General features: G+C 72.7%; 24 protein-coding genes. 12 read left to right on the top strand and 12 right to left on the bottom strand.

The window, feature by feature from the left end:
- Positions 1-160 precede the first annotated feature (160 nt).
- A complete protein-coding gene (locus tag ACWGI6_RS12790) occupies positions 161-472 on the bottom strand; it encodes a 4a-hydroxytetrahydrobiopterin dehydratase (RefSeq protein WP_393910539.1) in 312 nt (103 codons plus the stop codon).
- Positions 473-664: 192 nt separating this feature from the next.
- Between ACWGI6_RS12790 and ACWGI6_RS12795 the strand changes: the two genes are divergently transcribed.
- The 3 genes from ACWGI6_RS12795 (at position 665) to ACWGI6_RS12805 (ending at position 4,649) form a co-directional block, all read left to right on the top strand.
- On the top strand, positions 665-1,480 hold the full coding sequence (locus ACWGI6_RS12795) for a helix-turn-helix domain-containing protein (RefSeq protein ID WP_453267505.1): 816 nt from the start codon (positions 665-667) through the stop codon (positions 1,478-1,480).
- A gap of 488 nt (positions 1,481-1,968) precedes the next feature.
- On the top strand, positions 1,969-3,204 hold the full coding sequence (locus ACWGI6_RS12800) for an epoxide hydrolase family protein (protein ID WP_453267506.1): 1,236 nt from the start codon (positions 1,969-1,971) through the stop codon (positions 3,202-3,204).
- A 290-nt stretch (positions 3,205-3,494) separates the two neighbouring features.
- Positions 3,495-4,649 (top strand): N(5)-(carboxyethyl)ornithine synthase, encoded by a 1,155-nt coding sequence (locus tag ACWGI6_RS12805; RefSeq protein WP_453267507.1) that lies wholly within the window; start codon positions 3,495-3,497, stop codon positions 4,647-4,649.
- Positions 4,650-5,116: 467 nt separating this feature from the next.
- Here the strand turns inward: ACWGI6_RS12805 and ACWGI6_RS12810 are convergent, their stop codons facing one another.
- Positions 5,117-5,542 (bottom strand): OsmC family peroxiredoxin, encoded by a 426-nt coding sequence (locus ACWGI6_RS12810; protein ID WP_453267508.1) that lies wholly within the window; start codon positions 5,540-5,542, stop codon positions 5,117-5,119.
- A gap of 550 nt (positions 5,543-6,092) precedes the next feature.
- Between ACWGI6_RS12810 and ACWGI6_RS12815 the strand changes: the two genes are divergently transcribed.
- Complete coding sequence (locus ACWGI6_RS12815; protein ID WP_453267509.1) at positions 6,093-6,596, top strand: SseB family protein; 504 nt, start codon at positions 6,093-6,095, stop codon at positions 6,594-6,596.
- 339 nt (positions 6,597-6,935) lie between these two features.
- Positions 6,936-7,985, top strand: a complete 1,050-nt coding sequence (locus tag ACWGI6_RS12820) for a fatty acid desaturase family protein (RefSeq protein ID WP_453267510.1) — start codon at positions 6,936-6,938, stop codon at positions 7,983-7,985.
- Here ACWGI6_RS12820 and ACWGI6_RS12825 read toward each other — a convergent pair.
- Together ACWGI6_RS12825 and ACWGI6_RS12830 are read right to left on the bottom strand one after the other, a co-directional pair.
- Entirely contained in the window at positions 7,915-9,327 is a 1,413-nt protein-coding gene (locus ACWGI6_RS12825) for an amino acid permease (RefSeq protein WP_453267511.1), read from the bottom strand. The genes ACWGI6_RS12820 and ACWGI6_RS12825 overlap by 71 nt on opposite strands.
- A gap of 85 nt (positions 9,328-9,412) precedes the next feature.
- A complete protein-coding gene (locus ACWGI6_RS12830) occupies positions 9,413-11,539 on the bottom strand; it encodes a phage holin family protein (protein WP_453267553.1) in 2,127 nt (708 codons plus the stop codon).
- Between the two features lie 256 nt (positions 11,540-11,795).
- On the opposite strand from ACWGI6_RS12830, the gene ACWGI6_RS12835 reads away from it, so the two are divergent.
- Positions 11,796-12,575, top strand: a complete 780-nt coding sequence (locus ACWGI6_RS12835; RefSeq protein WP_453267512.1) for an MBL fold metallo-hydrolase — start codon at positions 11,796-11,798, stop codon at positions 12,573-12,575.
- Positions 12,575-13,210: a DedA family protein gene (locus ACWGI6_RS12840; protein WP_453267513.1), complete on the top strand. Its 636-nt coding sequence runs from the start codon at positions 12,575-12,577 to the stop codon at positions 13,208-13,210. The genes ACWGI6_RS12835 and ACWGI6_RS12840 overlap by 1 nt, the downstream gene beginning before the upstream one ends.
- A gap of 43 nt (positions 13,211-13,253) precedes the next feature.
- Here the strand turns inward: ACWGI6_RS12840 and ACWGI6_RS12845 are convergent, their stop codons facing one another.
- The 3 genes from ACWGI6_RS12845 to ACWGI6_RS12855 form a co-directional block, all read right to left on the bottom strand.
- Positions 13,254-14,417, bottom strand: coding sequence for an MBL fold metallo-hydrolase (locus ACWGI6_RS12845; RefSeq protein WP_453267514.1), 1,164 nt, complete (start codon positions 14,415-14,417; stop codon positions 13,254-13,256).
- 73 nt (positions 14,418-14,490) lie between these two features.
- Positions 14,491-15,705, bottom strand: coding sequence for an aminotransferase class I/II-fold pyridoxal phosphate-dependent enzyme (locus ACWGI6_RS12850; RefSeq protein ID WP_453267515.1), 1,215 nt, complete (start codon positions 15,703-15,705; stop codon positions 14,491-14,493).
- Positions 15,706-15,832: 127 nt separating this feature from the next.
- Complete coding sequence (locus tag ACWGI6_RS12855) at positions 15,833-16,282, bottom strand: GNAT family N-acetyltransferase (RefSeq protein ID WP_453267516.1); 450 nt, start codon at positions 16,280-16,282, stop codon at positions 15,833-15,835.
- Positions 16,283-16,415: 133 nt separating this feature from the next.
- Between ACWGI6_RS12855 and ACWGI6_RS12860 the strand changes: the two genes are divergently transcribed.
- From ACWGI6_RS12860 to ACWGI6_RS12870, 3 genes are all read left to right on the top strand, one after another.
- Positions 16,416-17,897 carry a phosphatase PAP2 family protein gene (locus ACWGI6_RS12860; protein ID WP_453267517.1) on the top strand — a complete coding sequence of 494 codons (1,482 nt, stop codon included), beginning with the start codon at positions 16,416-16,418 and terminating at the stop codon, positions 17,895-17,897.
- Between the two features lie 155 nt (positions 17,898-18,052).
- Positions 18,053-18,868: a class I SAM-dependent methyltransferase gene (locus tag ACWGI6_RS12865; RefSeq protein ID WP_453267518.1), complete on the top strand. Its 816-nt coding sequence runs from the start codon at positions 18,053-18,055 to the stop codon at positions 18,866-18,868.
- 229 nt (positions 18,869-19,097) lie between these two features.
- Positions 19,098-19,460 carry a VOC family protein gene (locus tag ACWGI6_RS12870; RefSeq protein ID WP_393910554.1) on the top strand — a complete coding sequence of 121 codons (363 nt, stop codon included), beginning with the start codon at positions 19,098-19,100 and terminating at the stop codon, positions 19,458-19,460.
- 43 nt (positions 19,461-19,503) lie between these two features.
- Here ACWGI6_RS12870 and ACWGI6_RS12875 read toward each other — a convergent pair whose 3' ends face one another.
- Positions 19,504-20,427: an NADP-dependent oxidoreductase gene (locus tag ACWGI6_RS12875; RefSeq protein WP_453267519.1), complete on the bottom strand. Its 924-nt coding sequence runs from the start codon at positions 20,425-20,427 to the stop codon at positions 19,504-19,506.
- 99 nt (positions 20,428-20,526) lie between these two features.
- Positions 20,527-21,183 (bottom strand): TetR/AcrR family transcriptional regulator, encoded by a 657-nt coding sequence (locus tag ACWGI6_RS12880; RefSeq protein ID WP_393910556.1) that lies wholly within the window; start codon positions 21,181-21,183, stop codon positions 20,527-20,529.
- Between the two features lie 62 nt (positions 21,184-21,245).
- Here ACWGI6_RS12880 and ACWGI6_RS12885 point away from each other — a divergent pair, with 62 nt between their 5' ends.
- The gene (locus tag ACWGI6_RS12885) at positions 21,246-22,574 is read left to right on the top strand and encodes an aldehyde dehydrogenase family protein (protein ID WP_453267520.1); all 1,329 of its coding nucleotides are present in this window, start codon (positions 21,246-21,248) and stop codon (positions 22,572-22,574) included.
- Positions 22,575-22,616: 42 nt separating this feature from the next.
- Here ACWGI6_RS12885 and ACWGI6_RS12890 read toward each other — a convergent pair whose 3' ends face one another.
- Together ACWGI6_RS12890 and ACWGI6_RS12895 are read right to left on the bottom strand one after the other, a co-directional pair.
- Complete coding sequence (locus ACWGI6_RS12890) at positions 22,617-24,644, bottom strand: DUF5107 domain-containing protein (protein WP_453267521.1); 2,028 nt, start codon at positions 24,642-24,644, stop codon at positions 22,617-22,619.
- 108 nt (positions 24,645-24,752) lie between these two features.
- On the bottom strand, positions 24,753-25,202 hold the full coding sequence (locus ACWGI6_RS12895) for an arginase family protein (protein ID WP_453267522.1): 450 nt from the start codon (positions 25,200-25,202) through the stop codon (positions 24,753-24,755).
- A 109-nt stretch (positions 25,203-25,311) separates the two neighbouring features.
- On the opposite strand from ACWGI6_RS12895, the gene ACWGI6_RS12900 reads away from it, so the two are divergent.
- The gene (locus ACWGI6_RS12900; protein ID WP_453267523.1) at positions 25,312-25,647 is read left to right on the top strand and encodes a DUF6204 family protein; all 336 of its coding nucleotides are present in this window, start codon (positions 25,312-25,314) and stop codon (positions 25,645-25,647) included.
- Here ACWGI6_RS12900 and ACWGI6_RS12905 read toward each other — a convergent pair.
- Positions 25,628-26,041: a glyoxalase superfamily protein gene (locus tag ACWGI6_RS12905; RefSeq protein WP_453267524.1), complete on the bottom strand. Its 414-nt coding sequence runs from the start codon at positions 26,039-26,041 to the stop codon at positions 25,628-25,630. The genes ACWGI6_RS12900 and ACWGI6_RS12905 overlap by 20 nt on opposite strands.
- Positions 26,042-26,046 lie beyond the last annotated feature (5 nt).

The raw sequence follows: 26,046 nt of genomic DNA on the forward strand, positions 1-26,046 counted from the left end.
CGCCCGCCCCCAGTACCTGTGCGCGCGCGGGGGGGGGGGGGGGGGGGGGGGGGGGGGGGGGGGGGGGCGGGGGGCCGGGGGGGGGGGGGCCCCCCCCCCCCCCCCCCGGCGGCCGGGACCCCGTGGGGGTCCAGCCGCGCTCCGCAACGGTGTCCCCGGGTCAGCGGGCCCCGTGCACCGGGGCGATCTCCTCGATCCGGTGGGCGAGGCCGAAGTCGAGATGGGTGATCCGGCCGCCGATGCTGTGCGTGTTCACCGAGACGGCGAGACGGTTGTACCCCAGCGTCAGATCGGCGTGATGACCCAACTCCTCCTGGATCTGCGCAATATGGATCACCATGGCGGCGGCCGGAAAGTGCCCGTGGAAGGCGTAGCCGCGGCACAGCATCCCGCCCTCGACGGACCAGCCGGGCAGCTCCGCGAGACGGTCCTCGATCTCCTTGAAGCTGAGCGGTTCCAGCTGAGCATTCATGGCGCTTGCCTCTCGCCGTGTGCCGGCTGCCGATGAGCCGGTTCCCGTACGCATGGATGTACCGGCCGCCGCCCCTTTGCCGCGACGGCCGCGACAAGTCCAGCGTGGCACGCCGACGGCCATTTCGCGCACCCACGGCACACGCCCCGCCCGTAACGCCCGCCGCACCGGCCCTCGACTACCGTCCCTCCCATGACAACTGCTGCGGCGTCCTCGCCGGAGACGACCACGGGCGTGGGCGCGTTGCTGCGCGAATGGCGCGACCGGCGCCGCATCAGCCAACTGGAACTGGCGCTGCGCGCCGACTCCTCCGCCCGCCATATCAGCTTCATCGAGACCGGCCGCTCCCGCCCCAGCCAGGAGATGGTGCTCCGCCTCGCCGAACACCTCGACGTCCCCGTACGGGAACGCAACGCCCTGCTGCTCGCGGCGGGCTACGCCCCGACCTTCCCGGAGACGCCCCTGGACGATCCGTCGATGGCTGCCCTGCGCTCCGGCATGGAACGTCTCCTGACCGGCTACGAACCCTTCCCCGCCCTGGTGGTCGACGGGACCTACCACGTACAGGCGGCGAACCGCGGCATCACCGTGCTCCTGGAAGGCATCGATCCCGCCCTCCTCCAGCCCCCGCTGAACTCCATGCGCCTCACCATGCATCCCGAAGGACTGGCCCCCCGCATCCGCAACTACCGGGAATGGCGCGCCCACCTCCTGGCCCAGATGGAGCGCCAGTTGGCCCTGATGCGCTCCTCCCCCCTGCGCGCCCTGTACGACGAGGTGAGCGCCTACCCCCTCCCACCGGGCGGCCGCGAGACGGCATCCGTCGGCGAACACGCCCCCTTCGCCCTGCCCATGATGATCGAACACCACGGCACCGTGCTGTCCTTCCTCTCGGCCATCGCCACCTTCAACACCCCGATGGATGTGACCGTCTCCGAACTGGCCGTGGAGACCTTCCTGCCTGCCGATCCGGAAACGGCCGCCGCTCTGCAGAAGATGGCCCGGTAGCGGGCGCCCGCCCATGGCTCCGGGTGCTCACTCGAAACTCCGCAAGCTCTCGCGCCAGATCTCTTCGTTCGCCACGGTGACCTGTTGTTGAGCTGCCGACAGTTGTCATCGTCGGGCAACGTCGGGCGCCCTTCTGGTGAGGAACTGGAGTGGTTCCTTCAGTACCTTCACCGCTTCGCACGGCACGACGTAGATCTGTTCGCCCTCTTGGAAGTTGGCGACCCCGCCGACCCCCGCTACCTGACATTGACCAGCGAGCCCACTCCCGGCGTTGACCGTTCCGCATGACGGTGGCGGGCGAGGGATGCCGGCCCTTTTCGCGCCCGTGGTGATGACGGGGCGCTTGGCGATGTCGCGCAGACTCCTCTCCTGGTTGCGGAGGTGGAGGGCCATGGACAGCATGTCGTCCTTGAAATGGCCCGGCTCGCCGCCCAACCACCCAACAGACCGACGGCACCGATCCCCCCCACCCAGTAAGGAACCACGCCATGACCACCCCGCACGCCTTCCCCCTGGAGCCCACCCCGATCCAGGTGTCCGACGAGGTGCTCGATGACCTGCGCGCCCGGCTCACACTGACCCGTCCGCCGCTGGACGAGGGGAATGGGGACTGGTCCTACGGCGTCCCGGACAGCTATCTCCGTGAGCTGGTCGCCTACTGGCGGGACGGCTACGACTGGCGCAAGGCCGAGGCCGCCATCAACGCCTACGAGCACTACCAGGTGAGCGTCGACGGTGTCCCGGTGCACTTCATGCGCAAGCCCGGCCACGGCCCCCGCCCGATCCCGTTGATCCTCACCCACGGCTGGCCGTGGACGTTCTGGCACTGGTCGAAGGTGATCGACCCGCTCGCCGACCCGGCCGCGTTCGGCGGTGACCCCGCCGACGCGTTCGACGTCATCGTGCCGTCCCTGCCCGGCTTCGGCTTCCCCGGCCCCCTCACCGGCTTTCCGGACGTCAACTTCTGGAAGGTCTCCGACCTCTGGCACACCCTGATGACCGAGACCCTGGGATACGAGAAGTACGCCGCCGGGGGCTGCGACATCGGCGGGATCGTCTCCAGCCAGCTCGGCCACAAGTACGCCGACGAGCTGTACGGCATCCACATCGGCTCCGGGCTGCCGCTCGACTTCTTCACCGGCTCCCGCGCCTGGGACCTCGCCCGGAATCGGCCCCTCACCGACGACCAGCCCGCCGACGTCCGCGCCCGCATCATCGAGCTGGAGCACCGCTCGGCGTCCCACCTCGCCGTGCACATGCTCGACGGCGCCACCCTGGCCCACGGGCTGAGCGACTCCCCCGCCGGACTGCTCGCCTGGCTGCTGGAGCGCTGGAACGCCTGGAGCGACAACCGCGGCGACGTCGAGTCCGTCTTCACCAAGGACGACCTGCTCACCCACGCCACGATCTACTGGGTGAACAACTCCATCGCCACGTCGATGCGTTACTACGCCAACGCCAACCGCTACCCCTGGGCCCCCGCCCACGACCGCACCCCGGTCGTACAGGCCCCGGTCGGCCTCACCTTCGTCACGTACGAGAACCCGCCCGGCATCCACACCGCCGAAGAGCGCGTCCGGGCGTTCAAGACCGGCCCGCAGGCCGATTGGTTCCACCACGTCAACGTCAACGCCCACGACCGCGGCGGCCACTTCATCCCCTGGGAGAACCCCGACGCCTGGGTGAGCGACCTGCGCCGCACCTTCCACGGCCGCAGGCCCTGAACGACCCTGCGGGCCCGTCTGGCAACGGGCCGGCAAGCCCGCGCGCTGTGACGCAGCATCAGATTGTCGCTGACCGCGCGCCGCCCCGCTACGGGGCTCCAGCGAGCAGGCGTTGAGGGGGCGCGTACGGAGCGCGGGCCTCGATCGGCCATCTCTCACCGCCTGGCCGGCACCTGCCTGAAGCCGCCGGGGTTGGGTGCCGATCAGGGCGCCCGGCCCGGAAGAGCGCTGCCGGCTCGGATCCCCGCTCTCCGGGGGTGTGTTAAACAGGGAGTAATCAAAGGGGTACATTGCAGCAGCTCAAGCTCGGAATCATGTCGCAGACCCGCAAAGAGAACGAGCACCGTCTGCCGATCCACCCGGCGCACTTCGAACGCATCGACGCCGACCTCCAGCCCAGCATCTATCTGCAGACCGGTTACGGAGAGCACTTCGGTGTCCCGGACAGCCAGCTCGCACCGTTTGTCGCCGGATTCCGCCCACGCCAGGAGCTGATCGCGGAGTGTGACGTCATCCTGCTGGCCAAACCGCTGCACCAGGATCTGGCGGAGCTGCGGGACGGGCAGGTGCTGTGGGGGTGGCCGCACTGCGTGCAGGACGAGAAGGTCACGCAGGCCGCCATCGACCGCAGGCTCACCGTGATCGCCTTCGAGGCGATGAACCACTGGACCAGGGAAGGTTCGTTCAACCTGCACGTCTTCCACAAGAACAACGAGCTGGCCGGCTACTCGTCGGTGCTGCACGCCATGCAGCTGACCGGTGCGACCGGTGACTACGGGCGCCGGCGGCGTGCGGTGGTGATCGGCTTCGGCGCCACCGCCCGCGGCGCGGTCACCGCACTCAGCGCGCTGGGGGTTCACGAAGTGGACGTGCTGACTGCCCGCGGCGTCACCGCCGTGAGCTCACCGATCCACTCGGCGCGGATCGTGCACTTCCACCATGACGTGGCCGACGACACCCTCGCCCCGCGGCGCAGCATCGCGCTCACCGAGGACGGCCCGGAACCGCTGGCCGAGTTCCTGGCCCGGCACGACATCATCGTCAACTGCGTGCTCCAGGACACCGCGGCGCCGCTGATGTTCCTGATAAAGGAGGACCTCCCGAAGCTCGCGCCCGGCACCCTCGTTATCGACGTCTCCTGCGACGAGGGCATGGGCTTCGACTGGGCCCGGCCGACCACCTTCAATGACCCGATGTTCACCGTCGGCGACCACGTTCACTACTACGGCGTGGACCACAGCCCCTCCTACCTGTGGGACGCGGCCACCTGGGAGAACAGCGAGGCGCTGATCCCGTTCCTGCGGCCGGTCCTCGAAGGACCGTCCGGCTGGGACGCTGACGGCACGATCCGCCGGGCGATCGAGATCCGCGGCGGCACCGTCCAGAACCCCGCGGTCCTGGCCTTCCAGAACCGCGCCGAGCAGTACCCGCACGCGCTGGTCTGAGCCGGCGCCGCCCGGTCGACGGCCGGGACCGGGGCGGGTGGGGGCTGCACCGGGGCGGCCCCGCCCAGGAGGGACGCCGGCACCCCCCCCACCCCCCACATGACCCCCCCGGGGGTGGTTGGCCCGGGGCCGGCCGGGGCGCGCCGTCCCGGGGTGCGGGTACGCCGTCGACCGGGGCGCTCCCAGCCTTGCGTCAGCACGACGACGCCACGGCCCGAGCCGTGGGCCGTCCCCGGGCCATGGAGGCCGCCATCGATGGCGGACGGCCGAAGGGGATGTCCAGCCTCCACACCGCTCGGCCGCCTGGGCCTCCTCGGGCGATCCGCCGCCTGGACGGACCACGTTGCGTATGACTACGCGCCCGCACCTGCGCAACTGCTGTTCCACGGGCTGCATGAAGGGAACGCGGCACACCAAAGCCCCCTCATGCCGAAGTGGAGAGGGGGCGTGGTGTCAGGTTCGTGGGGTCAGGAGAGGACGGCGGTGAGGGAGATCGTGGTGCCTGCGAGGGCCTGGCTCACCGGGCAGTTGACCTTGGCGTCCTCGGCCGCGGACTTGAAGGCGGATTCATCGATGCCTGGCACCTGGCCCTCCACGGTGAGGTGGATTCCGGTGATGCCGGTGCCCGGCTGGAAGGTGACCGCGGCTTTCGTCGTGAGCAGGGCCGGGGGGTTTCCGGCCTCGGTGAGAGTGTTTGCCAGGGCCATCGAGAAGCAGCTGGAGTGGGCGGCGGCGATCAGCTCCTCGGGGCTGGTCTTCCCGTTGGGGTCCTCGGCGCGAGAGGCCCAGGTCACGGGGAAGTGTCCGACTCCCGAGGAGTCGAGCGTGACCTCCCCGAAGCCCTTGAACAGTTCGCCTTCCCACTCGGTGTGAGCGTTACGTGTAGTGGCCACGGTGAATCCCTCCTGTGTACGGATGACGTCCCCCCGATCGTCCGCCCTACGGCGGTATGCCCGGGTTCACGACGCGCCGTACGGCACGACTCCACCCTCCGCCTCGGTACGCGCACGAGACGTCGCCGGGGCGGGCAGCGTCCGGCGGTGCCTGACGCGGTCCCTGTCTCTCCACGTCGTCCTTGACGCGGTCCCTTCCTCTCCCCCTCACTCCCCTGACGGCCTCCGTCCCTCCCCTGACAGCCTCGGTCACTCCCCTGACAGCCTCGATCACTCCCCGTCGGCCCCTGCTACTCACCGTCCTGTCGGGCTGCGCCGTCGATCCCCGTCTCTGCCCACGTCGGTCCCCGTCGGTCCCCGTGCCGCCGCAGGGCTTCCCGGTCCTTGCGGAGACAAGGCCGGCCCCGTTGATCGAGGACCTTGCGCAGAACGTGCACAGAACGTGGGGCGGCATAGCCTGGGAGGTATTGCCACGCTTGCCCCGTCCCCATGTCGCTGGGCGGCATCCGGCGGCGAAATGCGGTGAGCAACGCCGACGAGAGGACAAGCCATGAGCACCTCGACCCCCGACGAAAATTCACCCCCGACCGAGGAACCTTCCACCAACGGCACGCAGTCCGCAGCGGAGGAGGCGAACACCCAGGCCGCTCTGATCGAGCTCGCGACCAGCGTGGCCCTGTTGCCGCAGGCACCGCCGGCCGAGGGCGAGGAAGAGCGTCCCGAGGGTGCCATCTCGCTGCCGGTGATCGAACAGGACGGCAATCGCTACGTTCCCGTCTTCACGACCGAGGATGCGCTGCTGGCGGCCGGCGGAGATCTCGACGCGGCGCTCCGCATCCCTGTCGTCGACCTGGCCGCGAACTGGCCGGCGGACGACCTGTGGCTGGCGGTCGACCCGTCCACCGAGGAAGGCCTTGCCCTTCCCCCGGACCTGGTGCGGGCGCTGCCCGTCTTCAGCCAGCACGGTGGCGCACCCGGCCAGCCGGGTGAGGCCGGGACGGAGGGAGCAGAGGGAGGTGGCGCCGGAGAAGCCGGTCAGAAGCCGGCCGAATGATCCGCCCCCGTCCGTGCACCAGGGAACTCGTCCTCCCGCACATGAGGTCCGACAAGCACCGCGTCACGTCGACCGACACATAGCCACTCACTTCCACCCACGACTACCGACTCACGTTCACCCACAACTGCCGACCCACGTCGAGCGGCCAACTGCCGATTCCCGTCGACCGCGCGCCGGCGCTCGGGAGCCCTCCGAGCGTAGGTCCCCGTGCGCCGGCCATCGCGGCCGTCGCTGAGCACCAGGGGGCAGGCACCACCCCCAGGTAGCGGTAACCCCCCGCCCGGCCCGGGGGTGAACCGGCTGTCGGGCAGTGGGCCGCGGCAGAAGACTCGGGGTATGACGACGAGTCTTGACATCTCTTCCGGGCCCGCCGGTCCGGCGGCGGCCTCCGGCAGCGACTTTGCGCGGTTGTCGCGGCGCATCGTGGCGGCCGGGCTGTTGAAGCGCCGGCCCGGGTACTACGTGGTGCGACTGTCTGCCGTGAGTGCGGCGTTCGCCGGGGGCTGGGCGGTGTTCTTCGCGCTGGGCGACAGTTGGTGGCAGCCGGCCGTAGCGGTGTTCCTGGCGTTTGTGTACGGGCAGGTCGCGCTGGTCACCCATGATGTGGCGCATCGGCAGGTGTTCCGTCGGCGGCGGCCGAGTGGGGTCGGTGGGCGGCTGTTCGGCAATCTCGGGGTGGGGATGTCGTACGGCTGGTGGATGGACAAGCACACCCGGCATCACGCCCACCCCAACCATGAGGAGCTGGATCCGGATGTCGCGCCGGACATCCTGGTGTGGTCGCAGGGCCAGGCGCGGGCCGCCACGGGGCTGCCCCGCTTCATCGGCCGGTATCAGGCGCAGTTGTTCTTCCCGTTGCTGACGCTGGAAGGGTTCAACCTCCGGGTGTCGAGCATCCGGGCGCTGCGGTCGCCCACCATGAAGCACTGGGGAAGCGAGGCGGCGCTGTTGCTGGCGCACATCGTGCTGTATCTCGCCGCGCTGTTCCTGGTGCTGTCACCCGGTAAGGCGCTGGCCTTTCTCCTCATCCACCAGGCCGTCTTCGGCGTCTACTTGGGGTGCACCTTTGCGCCCAACCACAAGGGGATGCCGACGCTGACGGGCGACGCGCGGCCGGACTTTCTGCGCCGTCAGGTACTGACCTCGCGCAATGTCCGGGGCGGAGTGATGACCGACTTCCTTCTCGGCGGGCTCAACTACCAGATCGAGCACCACCTCTTCCCGAGCATGCCGACGCCGCATCTGCGCCGTGCGCAGAAGATCGTGCGGGCCTACTGCGCCGAGATCGGTGTCCCGTACCACGAGACGGGGCTGATCAGGTCGTACGCGGAGGCGCTGCGGCACTTGCGGCGAGCGGGGGAACCGCTTCGTGGTCCGCGGGCGTAGGCACGGTCGCCGTGGCCGCCGGCTCCGCCTGTCGCGTGGTACGCCGGGCCGCCATGAAGGCGTAGACGAGGATGCCGACGAACAGGAAGAGCACGCCCTGGTAGATCGCGGCGTAGCCGGCGCCGGCGACGAGCCAGAAGGTGAATCCGAAGGCGGTCAGGGCGAGGGTCAGATCGCGGGCGAAGCGGGCGGGGCGGACCTTGTCGCGGCGGCCGGTGAGCAGGAAGTAGACCTGGGCGCCGGCGGCGAGGAGGTAGGGGACGGTCGCCGAGAAGGTGGTGATCAGCACCAGGATCTCGAAGACGCCGCCGGTGCCGGTGAGGTAGTTGAGCACCGTCAGGGCGCTGGCCAGCACGCCGGCGGCGAGGACGCCGAAGGTCGGGACGCCGCGCCGCTTGGTCAGGAACGGTGCGGGGAACAGTCCGTCCTTGGCGGCCGCGTACGGGGACTGGGCGCTCATCAGGGTCCAGCCGTTGAGGGCGCCGATGATCGAGACGACGGCGGCGATCGCGACGACGGTGCCGCCCCAGTGTCCGCCGAACATGGCGTTCACCGCGTCGGAGAACGGCGCCTGGGACTTCACCAGCTTGTCGTGCGCGACGGTGCCGAAGACGGCGACGGTGCCCAGGAGGTAGACCACGGCCGAGCCGACGGTGCCGAGGACGGTGGCCCGGCCGACGTTCCGCTCCGGGTCGCGGACCTCGCCGGCGCTCATCGCGGCGGACTCCACACCGACGTAGGAGTACAGGAGGATCGCGGCGGCCGCGGACATCCCGCCGACCGCGCTGCCGCTGCCCTCGTGGAACGAGCCGAGGTTGGCCGGGTCGAAGAAGAACAGGCCGACGACGGCGATGAAGAGGAGCGGGATGAACTTGAGGACGGTGGAGACCGTCTGGACCAGGCCGACGTAGCGGGTGCCGGCGAAGTTGGCGAGGGCCGGCAGCCAGAGCGCGACGAGGGCGATCGCGAGGTCGGCACCGCCGGAGGGGTGGCCGGGGAGCAGGACGTGGACGTAGCCGACGATGGCGACCGCGAGCGCCGCGTTGCTGACCCAGGTCATGGTCCAGTACGACCAGGCGGAGAGGAATCCGGCGAAGTCGCCGAACGCCTCGCGCGCGTAGACGTAGGGGCCGCCGGTATCCGGGTGGCGCTCGGCGAGCCGCCCGAAGACCAGGGCGAGGGCGACGGCGCCGACGGTCAGTACGCCGAAGGCCACCAGGCTGACGGTGCCGAACGGGGCCACCGAAGCCGGCAGCAGAAAGATGCCGCCACCGATGATGTTGCCCATCACCAGGCAGGTGGCGGTTCCCAGTCCGAAGCGGCGGGTGTGCCGGTCGTTCATGACGTGGCGGACCTCTCGTCGTGCGCTGTGCACCCGGGGTTACCGAGCAATGCACATGGTCGGCGATCGGCGGTGTCCGCCAAAATCAGCGGATTTTGTCCCGTGGAGCGGGGTCCGGTGGTGAAAAACCTTCGGCCGGGGATGCCTTGTGCCGGAGTTCGTCCGTTCGGAGCCCCAGAGGCAGCTGCGGGCCCTCCGCCTCCCGCAGCCAGCGGCGCAGCACCCGGTGCACCTGTTCGGCGCCGGTCAGCGGCTCGTCGTCGGGGGCCGGCGGGGTCAGCTCGACGGGCCAGAGGAGGAAGGGGTGGCTCTGGGCGCCGCCCAGGCCGCCGTGCGAGCCGATCTGCTCCTCGAAGGCGTGTACCGCGCCGGTCGTCGGGTCGTAGGCGGAGTTGACCATGAGGTCGGCGGTGTGCGGGAAGCGGTCGGTGCGGCGTACGGCCTCGGCCGCGCCGGCGCCGAAGGGCGCCAGGGGGTCGGCGCCGACGATGTGGCCGGTGTCGAGGTGGTGCTCGGCGCCGGCCGGACCGAGCACCACGGCGCCGTGTGCCGCGGAGCGGACCAGCAGAAAGCCGATGCCGGGGTGGTTGGCGAGGGTGCCGAGCAGTGCGGGGTGTCTGCGGTCCAGTTCCTCGCGGGTGATCCGGCCGGGCACGTCGGGGAAGGACACCAGGCCGAGGTTTCCGGAGGCCAGCACGAAGGGGTGGGAGGAGCCCGGACCGTCCGTCGTCTCCGGGCGACGCCCCTCCTCCTCCGGGCGGTGCAGCGCGGCGCGCGCCGCCTCCCTGGCCTCGGCTCCGCTCCGCGTCCGGCCGGCGCGGCGGGGCACCGGCAGCCCGCATCCGGCGCGTACGAGATCGCCGAGGCTCAGCCCGTAGCGCTCCAGGAACGTCGGGCCGTGGCTCTGGCCGTGGTCCGAGAGCAGCACGATGCGGTAGGGGCGCGGGGCGTGCCGGGCGGCCCTGGCGAACAGGGCGATGGCCCGGTCGAGGCTGTGCAGCACCTGGAGGGCGTCGCGGTGTGCGGGCCCGGAGTGGTGCGCCACCTCGTCGTACGCGACCAGGTCGGCGTAGACGGCGGTGCGGCCGGCGAGCATGTCGCCGATGACGGCGGCGACCACCACATCGCGCTCGACGACGGTGGCGAAGGCCCGGATGACGGGGTAGAGGCCGCCCCGGGCGACCCGCGGCAGCTCGCGGCGGAAGCGGGTGCGCAGCGACTGGACGATCTCGCGGGCGACCTCGGCGACGAAGGAGACGGCGGTACGGGTCGCGTTGGCCGGGTCGGAGAAGTAGGCGAAGTAACCGGCGCGGGAGCGGTTGTACTTGCCGCGCCGGGCCGCCACCGACATCACCAGGGCGACCTGGTCGGCGCCGCCGCTGAAGAGGTTGCCGCGGCTGGCGCCGTCGTAGGCGAGCAGCCCGCCGTCGCCGGTACGCGCGATGGCGCGGCGCTGGAGCTCGGCGGCGCCGGTGGGACGGTTGCTGACGACGAGCGTGCGGGTGTCCTTCTCGTACCAGCGGAAGGCGGGCAGATCCTCGTTGCTGCCGTGCAGGAGGGCGAGCTGGCTGGCGCCGGTCTGGCTGGACCAGTCGGTGCGCCAGGGGGTGAGGCGGTGAGTGTCGCTCCGCCAGCGGGCGACGGTGGCCATCAGCGGCCGGTCGCCCTCGGTGGCCTCGCGCAGCAGGTCGTGGCCCAGCCCGTCGAGCTGGAGGAAGACCGTGCCGGGGGTGGCCGGGTGCCGGGGGGCGCCGGACCGGCGGCGGCGTCCGGCGAGCCGGACCAGCCTGCGGTGGTAGGCCTCGTCGTTGTGCACCGCCAGGAAGCCGGCGGTGGCCGAGGAGGCCGCGGACATCACCGCCGCGACGATCACCGCGGTCTGCGGTGCGGCCTGTCCGCGTCCCTCGGGGATCAGATCGAGGGCGAGCAGCAGCAGGGAGCCGTTGAGGAAGAAGACCAGCAGGCCCAGGACGAGGGCGGGCACCAGCAGCAGGGCACGGACGAGGAGCGGCCAGACCAGGGCGCTGAGCAGGCCGAACGCGCCGGCGCCGAGGGCGGCGGTGACGGCGGTGCGGGTGAGGCTGTCGCCGCCGGCGGACTGCAGCCGGAAGTCGGGCAGCAGGGCGGCGAGGACGAGCAGGGTGAGGCTGGACACGAGCCAGACCGCGAGCACCCGGAAGAGGGCGCCGCCGAGGAATTTCCATCGCGGCATCCGCACGCCGTCCCACCTCGTGCTCCGGTCCGCGCCGGCCGCGGGCCCGCCGTCCAGCGTGTCACAAAGGGTGGTGGATGACGGGTGCCCGGTGTCGGCGGTCCCGCTCTTGTCGGCCTCCGGGCCGTCCCGGGGCCGACCGTGCCCAGCCGCACCCGCCCCGGCAACCCGGTTTACGGCCCGGATGGTGGAGGATCGACAGGAGCACACAGGAGAGCGGGGACGTACGACGTCGCGTCGGAACGGGAGGTGCCCGGTGTCGGTGGAGGTCACCTGGTGGGGGCATGCCACCGTGACGGTCGAGGACTCCGGGGTGCGGGTGCTGACGGACCCGGTCTTTGTGCGCCGGCTGGCGCATCTGCGGCGCCGGCGGGGCGCGTTGCCGCCGGCGGAGGCCGCGCGGGCCGATCTCGTGCTGGTCTCGCATCTGCACGCCGACCATCTGCACCCCGCCTCGCTGGCCCGGCTCGCGCCGGGCACCCGGCTGGTGGTGCCGCGCGGGGCGACGGCGGCGGTACGGGGCCTGCGCCGGGTGGCCGCGGCCCGTGCGCTGCGGGTCACCGAGCTGCGGGCGGGCGAGGAGTGCACGGCCGGTGCGGTGACGGTACGCGCGGTGCGTGCGGCGCACGACGGGCGGCGGCTGCCCTACGGACCGTGCCGGGTGCCGGCGCTCGGCTATGTCGTGCGGGGCGCGGCCCGGACGTACTTCGCGGGCGACACCGGCCTGTTCGAGGAGATGGCGGACGAGGTCGGGCCGTGCGAGGTGGCGCTGCTGCCGGTCGGCGGCTGGGGGCCGTTCCTGGGGCACGGCCATCTCGATGCGCGGCGGGCGGCGCAGGCGGCGGCGCGGCTGGCGCCGTGCTGTGCGGTCCCGGTGCACTACGGCACGTACTGGCCGATCGGGATGGATGCCGTACGGCCGCATGAATTCCATGCGCCTGGCCAGGAGTTCGAGCGTCAGATGGCGCTGATGGCACCGGAGGTGGCGGTGCACCGGCTCGGGCACGGCGAGTCGGTACGGCCCAAGGTGGTGTGATGACACTGGTCGGTGAGCTGATGCGGGGCGTACCGCCGGAGTCGACACAGCAGGTGGTGGGCTATCCGTCGCTGTTCGTGCTGGTGGTGCTCGGGTCGCTGGTGCCGGTGGTGCCGACGGGGGCGGTGGTCAGCTCGGCGGCGGTGGTCGCCTTCCACCAGACCTCGCCGTTCACGCTGCTGAATGTCTTCGCGGTGGCGTCGTGCGCCGCGTTCCTCGGCGATGTGGGGCTGTACTGGCTGGGCCGGCGCGGCAGCCACTCCCGTAGCGGCTCGCGCCGGCTGGCGCGGCTGCGCGCCCGCGCCGGGCCGGAGCGGCTGGCCCAGGCGCAGCGGAAGCTGCGGGAGCACGGGATCCTGGTGCTGGTGCTGTCCCGGCTGGTGCCGGCCGGGCGGATCCCGGTCATGCTGGCGTGTCTGCTCGCGTCGATGCCGCTGCGGCAGTTCGTCCGCGGTGATGTTCCGGCGTGTCTGGCCTGGGCGGCGACGTATCAGCTCATCGGGCTGCTGAGCGGCTCGCTGTTCGCCGAGCCGTGGCAGGGCGTGGCCCTGGCGATCGGCCTGACGGTGGTGATCAGCGCGGCGCCGGCCGTCTGGCGGCGCGTCAGACCGGCCGGGGGCGAGGGCAGGTCGTAGCGGGTGTCCCCGGCGGGCCGCCCGCACCGCACCGCCGCGGTCCTCAGCGCTCGGCCAGCACGCGCGAGGCTCCGACGGGCAGATCCCAGAGGTCCTCGCGGGGGCGCCCGGTGGCGGCCCAGGCCGCGCGGACCCGGCGCAGCGGCTCCAGGGGCGGCTCGCCGGAGAGCAGAAACGTCGACCAGTGCATCGGGACCAGCGCGCGGGCACCGAGGTCCTGGCAGGCCTTGACCGCCTCCTCCGGGTCGGTGTGCACCGGTCGCAGCATCCAGCGCGGGTCGTAGGCGCCGATGGGCAGCAGCGCCAGGTCGATGCCGGGGTAGCGGCGGCCGATCTCCTCGAACCAGTGGCCGTAGCCGGTGTCTCCCGCGAAGTGGATCCGCCGCCCGTCGGGCGCGGTGAGCAGCCAGCCGCCCCACAGCGAACGGCAGGTGTCGGTCAGGGTCCGCTTGCTCCAGTGGTGGGCGGGGACGAAGTCGAAGCGTACGGGGCCGCCCGGGGCGGGCAGTTCGACCGCGTCCCACCAGTCGAGGTCGGCGACCTGGGTGAAGCCGCGCCGGCGGGCCCAGGGCGCCAGTCCGGCGGGGAGCAGCAGCGGGGTGTGACGCGGCAGCCGCTTCAGGGTGGGGGCGTCGAGGTGGTCGTAGTGGTTGTGACTGATGACGACGGCATCGATCGGTGGCAGGTCCTCCCAGCGGACGCCCACGGGGGTGACCCGCGCGGGGGTGCCGAGGATCTTGCGGGACCACACCGGGTCGGTCAGTACGGTCAGGCCTCCGATGCGCAGCACCCAACTGGCGTGTCCGGCCCAGGTGAGGGCGAGGGTGGTGGTGCCGGCGGCCGGCATCGGGCCCGGTTCGAAGGGGAGTTGCTGGATCTCCGGGAGCGTATCGGGGGCCGGGCGCAGCTTGCCCTCCCGGGCGATCCGGGCCAGAGCGCGGACACCGGGCAGCGGGGCGGTCAGCCGGTGGGTGAAGTCCCGTGGCCAGGTGCGGGTTTCGCCCAGGGGGCGGGGTGCGGCGAGCGGGGGCGGGGCGGTGTGCGGGAGGGCGGGCCCGGCCGCGCCGACGGGGGCCTGCGCGGTGGCCGCGCCGTGGCCGCGGTCCGCTCCCCCGGCGGTTCCGGCGCCGTCGCCGGGCGCGGCGGGCGGCAGCCGCTCGGAGTCGGGGGGCTGCTCGGCGAGGGAGCGCTCGGTCTGTTCGGTCATCGCGGGGCTCCTTACGGTGGACAGAACCGGGGCGGGTGCGGGGGCGGTGGCGGGCGGGTCCGAGCCGTGGGGCTCAGCCGCCCGCGGACGTCGTGAGCCCGGCCAGCGCCCGCGACAGGGCGGTCAACGCCTCGGTGATGTGCGGGAGTTCCAGCGGATCCGGCGCGGTCAGGACGCGGTGCCGCAGCTCCCGGTCGGCGCCGAGCAGCGCCTCGGCACCGAGTCGTACCCGCAGGGCGCCCGGCGCATCGCCGAAGCGGTGGCCGCCGCGCGCCCCCCAGGGCGCCAACTTCCGCTCCAGCGCACGGGATTCCACGATCCCGCGGGCCGCCAGCGGCCGGCGCAGCGGTTCGAGGTCGGCGTAGAGATGGCTGCCGGAGCGCGGCGGACGGCAGACGGCGCCGGCCTCGGTGACGGTGTGGTGGAGCGCCGCGGCGAGCGTGCCGTACATCCGGGCGACGGTGGCGGTCCGGGCGCGCACCTCGTCGGGTTCGCCGAGCGCGTGGGTGACGGCGCAGCCGACCGGCCCGGCGATCGGCACCGGGATTGCGGTGAGCGCGTCCAATGCCACGGCCCGGAAAATGGCTCCGCGGTCGGTGCCGGGGAAGCGGGCCAGCGCGGCCGGCCAGGCGGCGGGCACCAGCGTGGCCCGCAGGTCGGTGAGCACCACGACCTCGCCCGGCAGCATCTCGGCGGGGCTGAGCAGCACGGTGTCATGCGGATCGTGCAGCAGATCGCGGCGCGTCTCGTCGCTGATGATCCACAGCCCTTCGTCCGCCGCCGCCTCGCAGACCTCGTGCAGTTGCTCGGGGGCGGGGCAGGTGCCGGTCGGATCGTCGGCGACGGACAGGACCAGGACGCGCGGGCTGTCGCCGTGCATCCGGGCCCGGCGGACGGTCTCCAGCAGCGCGAACGGGTCGGGCACCCCGCCCGATTCCGCCGGTACGGGCACGAGGTGCACCGGCCGCCCGAGCAGCCGGGCGGGCGGTGCGTACCACGCGGAGCAGGGCCGCGGCAGCACCACCGCCCCGTCGGTCGCGGCGTACAGGGCGAGGAGCAGGGCCGGCGCGCCGGGGGCGGCGAGCACCCGGTCGGGGGTGGTGACCAGGCCGCGGCGTTCCCAGTAGCCGCAGGCGGCGGTGCGCAGTGGGGCGCCGCCGCCGGGGGGCTCGGGTTCGGTGCGGTCCGCGGCCGCGGAGAGGTGGGCGGCGAGTTCCGGGAGGACCGGCAGGCCCACCGGCGGATCCGGGTCCGGCTCGCGCTGCGGATCCGGGGCGGTCCGCTGCATCCGTACCTCCACTCCACGACGGCGGGTCGATCGTGGGCCCCTCAGCCGAGGGGCGGCCCCGTCCACCTTGGCAGATCGCACGGGTGGCGACGGCGGGCGACACGTCAGCGGACGGTGCGACCGGCGCTCAATGCGCCGGGCGCGCCGCCGTGGCCTCGTAGTGATGCACCGTCACCACTTCACCGGCGCCCCATTCCTGCCGCTCGGTGGCGCGTCGGGCCCAGCCCAGCCGCTCGTAGAGGGCGATGGCCGCGGTGTCGGTGGCCTTCACCTCCAGTACGGGGCGCAGTCCGCGGGCCGCCGCCTCCGCCTCGACGGCGCGCAGCAGACGGCCGCCGAGACCCTTGCCGCGTGCGGCGGGTGCGACACACAGCCGGCTGACCTCGTCCCCGCACAGCGCCGCATGGCCGACGACCGCGCCGTCCGCCTCGGCGACCCAGGCGGCGGTCAGTCCGTCGGGGGTCAGCCAGCGCGCCGGATCGCGTGGCCAGTGGTGTGGATAGCCGCTGTGGGTGTGGACCTCGGCCAACAGCGCCACACAGGCGTCGAGGTCGGTGTCGCGCCGTCTCCTGATCATCCGGGCAGGGAACCACAGAGGGCCGGTCCGGCGCAGCCCGATTTCCGCCCGGCGGTGCCGTCGCGACGCCGCGCGGTGGCCCCGAGCAGCGCGTTCCTGTCTGTTACGGGCAGTCTGGGGTACAAGGTGGCGCATGCAATCGCTACTGACCCATCTCGACCGGCGGACCTTCCACCAGATTGCCGCGCGCGAATGGCCGGGCGCACAGCGGGTGCTGCCCCGCCTGACCCGTAGCGCCAACCACGGGCTGCTGTGGTTCGGCCTCGCGGCCGGCGCGGCCGCGCTGGGCGGCCGGCCGATGCGCCGGGCCGCGCTGCGCGGGGTGGCTTCGCTGGCCGTGGCATCGGCGACGGTGAACACGCTCGGCAAGCGTTCGGTGCGGCGCGAGCGACCGCTGCTGGACGCCGTGCCGGTCATACGGCAGCTGCACCGTCAGCCCCTCACCTCCTCGTTCCCGTCCGGGCACGCGGCCTCGGCGGTGGCCTTCGCGACCGGTGTGGCCTTCGAGAACAAGTGGTGGGGGCTGGCGCTGGCGCCGGTCGCCGCCTCAGTGGCGTTCTCCCGCGTCTATACGGGGGTGCACTATCCGGGTGATGTGCTGGCGGGTGCCGCGCTGGGCGCGGGCGCGGCGTTCGCGGTCCGCGGTTTCGCGCCGACCCGCGCCCAGCTGGCGCCGCCCGCCAGGCCGCGTGCCGAGGCGCCCGCGCTGCCGGGCGGCCGGGGTCTGGTCGTGGTGGCGAACCAGGGTTCGGGGCAGCGCACGGGCCCCCGCCCGGACCGCGCCGACGAGGTGCGCGGGGTGCTGCCGCAGGCCGAGGTGACGCTGTGCGGCGGGCCGGACGGAGAGCCGCTGGACAAGGCCCTCGAAGATGCCGCGGAGCGGGCCAGGACACTCGGCGGTGCGCTGGGGGTGCTCGGCGGGGACGGCACCGTCAATGCCGCGGCGGAGGTCGCCCTCCGGCACGGGCTGCCGCTCGCGGTGCTGCCCGGCGGCACCCTGAACCACTTCGCGTACGACCTGGGGATCGAGACCTACGCGGCGGCGGCGCGCGCCGTGGAGAGCGGCGAGGCCGTCGCGGTGGACGTGGCGCGCTTCCGGGCCAGGCCGCATCAGGAGGCGCGGCACTTCCTCAACACCTTCTCGATCGGCGCGTATCCGGAGCTGGTGCGGATCCGTGAGCGCTGGGCGGGGAAGATCGGCGCCTGGCCCGCCGGGGTGCTCGCGGCGTGGGAGGTGCTGCGCACCGCCGAGCCGCTGACCGTACGGATCAATGGCGAGCGGCGCGCCGTGTGGCTGCTGTTCGTCGGCAACTGCCAGTACCGGGGGCTGGGGTTCGCGCCGGTGCGCCGGCACGACCTGGCGGACGGGGTGCTCGATGTGCGGGTGGTGCACGGCGGCCGGCTGGCCCGCACCCGGCTGCTCGCCGCGGCCCTGCTGGGCACGCCGCGCAGCTCTCCGGTGCTCGGCGAGGCGCGTTTGTCCCGGCTGCTGATCAGCGACCTCCCGGAGGGTACGACGCTGGCTTTCGACGGTGAAGTGACCCCCGCTCCGGCCGGGTTGGCGCTGGACAAGAAGAACGCGGCCCTGACGGTCTACCGCCTGCTGCCCGAATAATGAGATGCCACTCTCATGATGCGAGATGGCGGCGTACGGTGTGATCACCACGCCGTAGGGCGGCCGCGCCGTGGTGGGTGCCGCCGCCCGAGCGGTGACCGGGACGCCGCCGCGCGCTCCCGGTCACCGCCGTGAAGCATGCGAAGGAGTCGGTCATGCCACAGGAATCCGCCGTCTACACCCACGGTCACCACGAGTCCGTACTGCGCTCCCACACCTGGCGCACCGTCGCCAACTCGGCCGGGTACCTGCGGGATGCGCTGCGCCCGCACATGCAGATCCTGGACGTCGGCTGCGGCCCCGGCACCATCACCGCCGATCTGGCCGCCCTGGTGCCGGACGGGCAGGTCACCGGCCTGGAGCACGCACCCGAGGTGCTGGAACAGGCGCGCGCCACGGCCACCGACCGGGGCCTGACCAACGTCCGCTTCGCGGTCGGGGATGTCCACGCACTGGACTACCCCGACGACACCTTCTGTGTGGTGCACGCCCATCAGGTGCTGCAGCACGTGGGCGATCCCGTCCAGGCGCTGCGCGAGATGCGCCGGGTCACCAAGCCCGGCGGGATCGTCGCCGTCCGGGATTCGGACTACTCGGCCATGACCTGGTACCCGGAGGTCGACGGGATGGCCGACTGGCTGCGGCTGTATCTGCGGGTGGCCCGCGCCAACGGAGGCGAGCCGGACGCCGGACGCCGGCTGCACGCCTGGGCGCGGCAGGCCGGTTTCGCCCCGGACGCGATCACCGCCACCACCGGCACCTGGTGCTACCGCACCCCGCAGGAGCGCTCCTGGTGGAGCGAGCTGTGGGCGGACCGTACGGTCAGCTCCTCCTACGCGCGGATCGCGGTGGACGGCGGGCACGCCACGACGGAGCAGCTGAACCGGATCGCTCAGGCCTGGCGGGCGTGGGGCGCCGAGGAGGACGGCTGGTTCGGCATCCTGCACGGCGAGATCCTGTGCCGCGTCTGACGACCGGGCACCTGTCGCCGGTCGCCCGGGAGGCGGGCGCCGCACGTCCGGAGCCATGGACGCGGTGGGGCTGCACCATCCGGCGTCCGCCGGGCGGCCCGGACGCGGCGACGGTGTGCGCGCCCGGATCAGCATCCGGGGCGTCGTGCCGTCCCGGGCGCGGCGGAGCGCGGTCCGATCATGGCCAAGTGATCGCGCACCGGCAGGCCGCCCAACTAGGCTTGTCCGCATGGACATTCTGGGGACCTCGTTGCGGGTGTGTGTCGGCGATCTCGATACGGCGATCGGTGTCTACGAGCGGCTGACCGGTGCCGAGGCGATCCGCTTCCAGCGCGGTGGGGTGGCGGTCGCGGCCGTCGGGTGCTTCTTCCTGATGAGCGGCCCTGAAGCTGAGTTGTCGGTGCTGCGGAAGATCACGGCGACCATCGCCGTCAAGGATGTGGACGATGCGGTGGCCGATCTGACGGCGGTCGGCGCGGACATCGTCGCCGGTCCGCTGTCGACCCCGATCGGCCGCAATCTGGTCGCCCGCCACCCGGACGGTTCGATCTTCGAGTACGTCGACCGGAAGCAGGACGGGGAGACCCCCTAGGGAGCCTCCCCGCCACGCTCCTCGGTGAGGGACCGGCCCCCGGTCAGGCCACCTCAAGGACGATCTTGCCGCGGCTCCGCCCGGCCATGCTCCGCCGGAACGCCTCGGCGGCCTCGGGCAGCGGGAGAATCACATCGACCGGCACGGTCAGCTTCCCGGCGTCCGCGAGTGCGCCGAGCGCGGTCAGATCGGCGGTGTCCGGGCGCACCCACACCATGTGGCCGCCCTTGCCCGTGACCTCGGCGTCGGCGACGGACGCCACCCGGCCGCGGTCCTTGAGCAGTTCCTGCGAGACGTCCACGACGCCACCGCCGACGAAGTCCACGGCCGCGTCGACACCTTCGGGCGCCAGCGCCCGCACCCGTTCGGCGAGACCGTCACCATAGGTGACCGGCTCGGCGCCCAGGGACCGCAGGAAGTCGTGGTTGCGCTCGCTGGCCGTGCCGATGACGCGGGCCCCCTGCGCCACCGCGATCTGGACGGCGAGCGAGCCGACGCCCCCCGCGGCGGCATGCACCAGCACCGTCTCGCCCGCCTTCGTGCCGACCCGCTTGAGCGACTGATAGGCCGTCAGCCCGGCGAGCGGAAGCCCGGCGGCCTGCTGCCAGCTGAGCGCGGCAGGCTTGCGCGCCAGGGTCCGGACCGGCGCGGCGACCAGCTCGGCGTAAGTGCCGTGCTGCACCTCGTCCTTGCGCACATAGCCGATGACCTCGTCACCGACCGCGTACTCGGTGGCGTCCGCGCCCACCGCCTCGACCACGCCCGCCACATCCCACCCGGGAATGAGCGGGAAGTGCACATCCATCATCGAGTCCAGATAACCCGCGACGATCTTCCAGTCCACGGGGTTGACCCCGACCGCCTTGACCCGGATCAGGAAGGAGTCCGGGCCCACCTTCGGATCGGGGTGGTCGGTGTATTCGAGGACCTCGGGGCCGCCGTAGCTCTTTGCAATGATTGCCTTCATGATCCGCCACAACGTGTGAGCGCCGGGGAACATTCCATGGTCGCGGACGGTCACCGAAATGGCGTACGAGACGTGCGGCGACCGGGCGTCGAGACCCGCTCAGGCGGTCCGTGCCCCCACGGCGCGCAGCAGGAACGGCAGGAGTTCGCGGCTCGCCGCCTCGCCCGACGAGGGGCCGTCCGCAGTGCCCCCGTGTGCCGCGTCGGGGGTCAGGAAGAGGCGGCTGACCATGGAGCCGACGACCAGGTCGGCCAGCACATGCGCGTCCTGGAGCGGTGGGATGTCGCCGCGGGCGACCGCGCGGCGCACCACGGCGGCGGCCCGGTCGCGGACCGGCTGGATGATCGCGTTGTCCAGGACGCGGGCCAGCGCCTCGTTGTGCGCGGCCTCGCCGATCAGTACGTGCAGCAGCCGGCCGCCGGGTCCCTCCAGGGTTTGGGCCTTGTCCCCGAGCAGGGCGGCGAGGTCGCCTTCGAGGCTCCCGGTGTCCGGCTGGGGGCCCAGATCGCTCGCCCAGCGGACGGCGGTGCCCACGACCAGATCCTCCTTGGAGCGCCAGCGGCGGTAGAGGGTCGCGGTGGACACCCCGGCCCGCTTGGCGACCGCCGCGGTGGTGAGTCCGCCGTAGCCGCTTTCCTGGAGTACCGCCACGGTGGCCTCCAGCAGCGCCCGGTCGCGTCCGGCGTCCCGCGGACGGCCGCGGGCGGGCTGCCGCTCGGCGGATGCGGGCTGGTTGCTCTCGGTGCGTTCGGCCACACCGGGAGTCTACCGGCAGCATTACGAAACGAAATGTTTTCGTTTCGTGTAGCCTCGGCGTCATGGCATCGCAGACCTCCATCACCGACCTGGACGCCGCCGCTGTCGTCGGCCGGCTCCGCAGCACCTTCGCCACCCGCCGTACCGCCGCGCCGGACTGGCGGCGCGGCCAACTGGCCGCCTTGCGCAGCCTGCTCACCGAGCACGGCGACGAGCTGCTCACCGCGCTCGCCGGCGACCTCGGCAAGGGCCCCGAGGAGGCCTACCGCACCGAGATCGGCTTCACCCTCCACGAGATCGACCACACCCTGGCCCGTCTCGACGACTGGCTGGCGCCCCGGCCCGCCGAGCTGCCCGACCAGCTGCTCCCGGCGACCGCACAGGTCGTCCGCGAACCGCTCGGCGTCGTCCTGGTGATCGCGCCCTGGAACTATCCGCTGCAACTGGCGCTCGCCCCGCTCGTCGGCGCGCTGGCCGCGGGCAACTGCGCCGTCGTCAAGCCGAGCGAACTCGCCCCCGCGACCTCGGCCGCCCTCGCCCGCCTGCTGCCGCGCTACCTGGACAGCGACGCGGTGGCCGTCGTCGAGGGCGCCGTCCCGGAGACCACCGCCCTGCTGGCCGAGCGCTTCGACCACATCTTCTACACCGGCAACGGCACCGTCGGCCGGATCGTGATGACGGCCGCCGCACGGCATCTGACGCCGGTCACCCTGGAGTTGGGCGGCAAGAGCCCGGTCGTCCTCGACCCGGGTACGGATCTGGCCGCGGCGGCCCGGCGGATCGTGACCGGCAAGTTCCTCAACGCCGGCCAGACCTGTGTGGCGCCCGACTACGTCCTGGCGATCGGCGACACCGCCCGCGCCATCGAACCGCATCTCGCCGAGGCGGTGCACGAGATCTACGGAGCCGATCCGTCCGGCGCCGACGAGTACGGACGGATCGTCAACGAGCGGCACTTCGACCGGCTGACCGCCCTGCTCGACAGCGGCCGCACGGTCATCGGCGGCCCCCACGACCGCGCCACGCGCTATCTCGCGCCCACCGTCCTCGCCGATGTCACGCCCGACGCACCGGTGATGCAGGAGGAGATCTTCGGCCCGGTCCTGCCGATCGTGCCGGTGCCCGACCTGGACGCCGCGATCGCCTTCATCAACGGGCGCGACAAGCCGCTGGCGCTCTATGCGTTCACCGCGTCCGACGCCACCAAGCACCGGCTGCTGACCGAGACCTCCTCGGGCGCACTCACCTTCGGGCTGCCGGTCGCCCATCTCACCGCGCCCGACCTGCCGTTCGGCGGGGTCGGCGAGAGCGGGATGGGGCGCTACCACGGCGAGTACTCACTCGACACCTTCAGCCACAGCAAGGCGGTGCTCGACAAGCCGCTGGGGTGAATGCGGGCGGGCGGCGCCGATGCCGCCCGCCGGTCCCACCGGCTAGACCGGCCGCATCCGGTACTCGTACCGCTCGGGGAGCGGATGCGCCGACCGGGCCTCGGCGCGGACCTGTTCGGTGACCGGTCCGCCGCCCGCGACCAGCCGCTCGGCGATGGCGTACCAGGTGTCGCCGAGCACCTCGTCGCCCTCCCGCAGACCGGCGATCTCGAAGCCGGCGTCGAAGATCTCCCGGGCCGCGGCCGGCTGCCCCTGGGCGAGCAGCACCTGCGCGGTCAGCAACCGGAGGCGGCCGTCGGCCGGATCGGCCCGGTCCAGGCCCGCCAGCAGTTCCGCCGCCTCGTCGGTACGGCCGGCCGCGAGCAGCGCGGGCACCGCCTCCCGGGCGAGGGCGGGCAGCACCGCCCGCCAGTCCCGCGCGGCCGGGTCCTGCGCCGATGCCGCCCGGGCCGCCTCGGCGCAGGCCTGCACATAGCGGTCGGCGGCGCGCCCCGTCTCGCCCGCCACCGACTCGGCAACGGCCAGGCAGTACAGCGGCAGCGCGCCGGCCCCGTGCCCGAGCGCACGCTCCCAGCTGCGGACGGCCTGGGCGCGATCGCCTGCGTGCCACTGGGCGAGCCCCAGGTGGTAGTCGGTGGCCGGGCCGGGCTGTGCGGACTCCAGCAGATCGCGCCAGGCCGGCGCGACCAGCACCGGTCCGGGTACGGGCCCGGCGGCCGGCAGATCCCCGGTATGGAGCAGCGTCAGCCAAGGCTCCTGCTCCGCGCCCAGCGTGGCCGCGTCGAACGGCGTACCGGGCAGGTCCAGGCCCGCGCGGGCGGCCTCCAGCGCGCCCCAGCCGGAGCCGGTGGCCAGCGACTCCTTCGGTTCCTGGTCGGCGTACGGCAGCCAGGCGGCGTAGGCGGCGTCGACGTCCTCGCGCGGCAGGGCGGCTGCCAGCCGGGCCGTGACCTCTTCGCGGGCCGCACCCCAGTCCGCGCCGTGCACCGTCGCGGGGTCGGTGTCCAGCGGCCCGTACGCCTCCAGCCAGGCGAACTCCCCACCGGCGTCCAGCGGTACATGCTCCAGCTGGGTACGGGCCAGACCTGCCTGGATCTCGGCGTAGCCGCCGGTGCCCGGCTCGGTGAGCCACTGCTGCCAGCGCCGCCCGGCGCGGCCCGCGCCCCACAGGAAGAGCTTGCGGCCGCGCAGCGTGTCGGTGGAGGTCTGCACCAGGCCGCGGCCGTCGGCGTCGAGGGAGGTGATCCAGCGGCGGGCGCCGTCGGGCACCTCGTAGAAGTAGTCGGCGGGGAACTCACTGCGCAGCGGGTACGTCCGGTCGGCGCCGTCGAAGTCCGGGACCGGGACGCGGCGCAGGCTCCGCTCGTAGCCGAAGTGCCAGGCCTCGTCGGCGGGGGCCAGGACGCGGCTGCTCTCGGCCTCGGGAACGGCGATGTTGGACCACCAGTAGACGGGGACCGTGTGGTGGTGCGGATTGCGGATCCGTACGCCGACGTGGAGGAAGTCGGAGCCGTCCGGCAGCCACAGATCCACCTGGAAGGGCAGGTCGCGCAGCCGTTCCCACTCCCACAGCCGCAGCATCTCCCCGCCGTCCGGCGCCGGGACACGGGCCGCGTGCAGCGGGGCACAGGAGAGGGTGGTGTGGCCGGTGGCGCCGATGTTCCATTCGATGCCGCCGGAGAACCAGGCGCCGTTGAGGGCGAAGGCCGCGGGCTGCCACACCGGGTTGCGGTAGAGCAGTTCACGGTCGGTGGGCTTGTGGTGCAGCGAGTACACCCGGCCGCCGAGGCCGGGCAGGACGGTGGCGCGCAGCCGGTCGTTCTCGATGACCAGCGCATCGAGGTCGGTGGCACGGCGGGTGCGGCCGTAGCCGTCGCGCATCCGGGCCGGCAGGATCGAGCTCAGCGGCGCACAGCCGATCTGCCGTGTCATGTCGGCGGGCAGACCGGCGTCCTGGGGGATCTCGATGCGGTGCAGGTCCTGGCCGCCGCGCAGAGCGGGCAGGGGGTTGTCGGGGCCGAGGGGGGCTGCGGGGAGGGTCAGGGTGGTGCGTCGCACTCTCGTGGCCACGGCTGCCTCGCAATGCTGGACCGGGCCGCCTCGGCTGCGGCGGCCTCCTGTTGACCATGGAACCGCGTGATCGCCGGTCTGCACAGGGCTTCTTGCGGCCGGGTGAGGTCAGGGTTGCGCAAAGAGGTCCTCAAGGAGGTCGGCGAGCAGCGCCGCGCCGGTCCCGTCGGGATCGCGGTCCGGGTCGTAGATGGTGACGTTGATGCCGGCACAGCGCGGCGAGGCGGCCAACGGGCCGAGCAGCACACGGAGTTCCCCGGTGAGCAGGCCGCCCGGGTCGGGGCTGTCGACGGCCGGCATGACGGACGGGTCGAGGACGTCCGCGTCGCCCGTATAGACGGCGAGAGCGGCGGCGTTGAAGTCGCCGTCCCCCTCCCGCCACTCCCCCAGGTCGTAGCGGGGCGGCACCACCACACCGCCCTCCAGCGCGCCCAGTCGCCGCAGCAGTCCCTGCTCGCGCAGCGCGCCCGCGAGCTTGTAGCAGCCGGGGACGGTGCCGGGCGCGGGCGGCCGAAGTCCCAGGTTGGAGGGGGCATCGATCAGTATCGTCCGGCGCATACGGGGATCGTCACACAGGGGCGCGGAAAAAGCGGAGGCCTCGGAAGGTCCGCCGCAATAGCCTGTCATCCCGGCTCAACGGCGAACGGCAGAACGGAAAACGGCACCCATGACGACGCAGCACACCTACCGGGTCATCGTCCGTGGCAGGTGGGACGGCCTCACCGCACCGTCCCGGGCAAAGCTGCTCGCCGAGCTGGACGATCACGATCTGGCGCAGTTCCGGTTCACACCCGAGGGCGCGCTGGCGTACGACAGCGCGCTGCACTCCTTCAGTTATCGCTTTGTCGTCGTCTCGGATGCGGCGGACGGCGAGGAGATGGCGGCCGCGCTCGCCGAGGACAGGGCGGAGAGTGCCCTGCGGGCCGCCGGCCTCGGCTATCGGGAGCTGCGGTCCACGGCCACCGACATGGACACCATGAAGATCAACCGCAAGTCCCGCTAGCCCGTGCCCCGTCGGACGGCTGCGTGCCGGCGTCCGGCTCGTTGAAGCGCAGCCGGTTCCCGAAGGGGTCGGTCAGCGTGAGCGAGGTCCCGATCTCGTCCTGCTCCAGTCCGGGCCGCAGATACGGATAGCCCTTGGCGGCCAGCTCGGCATGGAGCGCGCGCACCCCGCTCAGCTCCGTGTAGAGCGTGGAGCCGGGGGTCGCGTCGCCGTGGTGCTCCGACAGATGCAGCACGAGGTCACCGCGCGACACCTGGGTGTAGAGCGGCATTCCGGGCTCGAAGCGGTGTTCCCAGTCGACCGTGCAGCCGAGGTAGTCGACATAGAACTCATGGGCCTTGGCCACGTCGAAGATCCGGAAGACCGGCACGCTGCGCCGGAAGACGATGTCCATGGCGG

This window comes from Streptomyces sp. NPDC054786, from assembly GCF_053611685.1.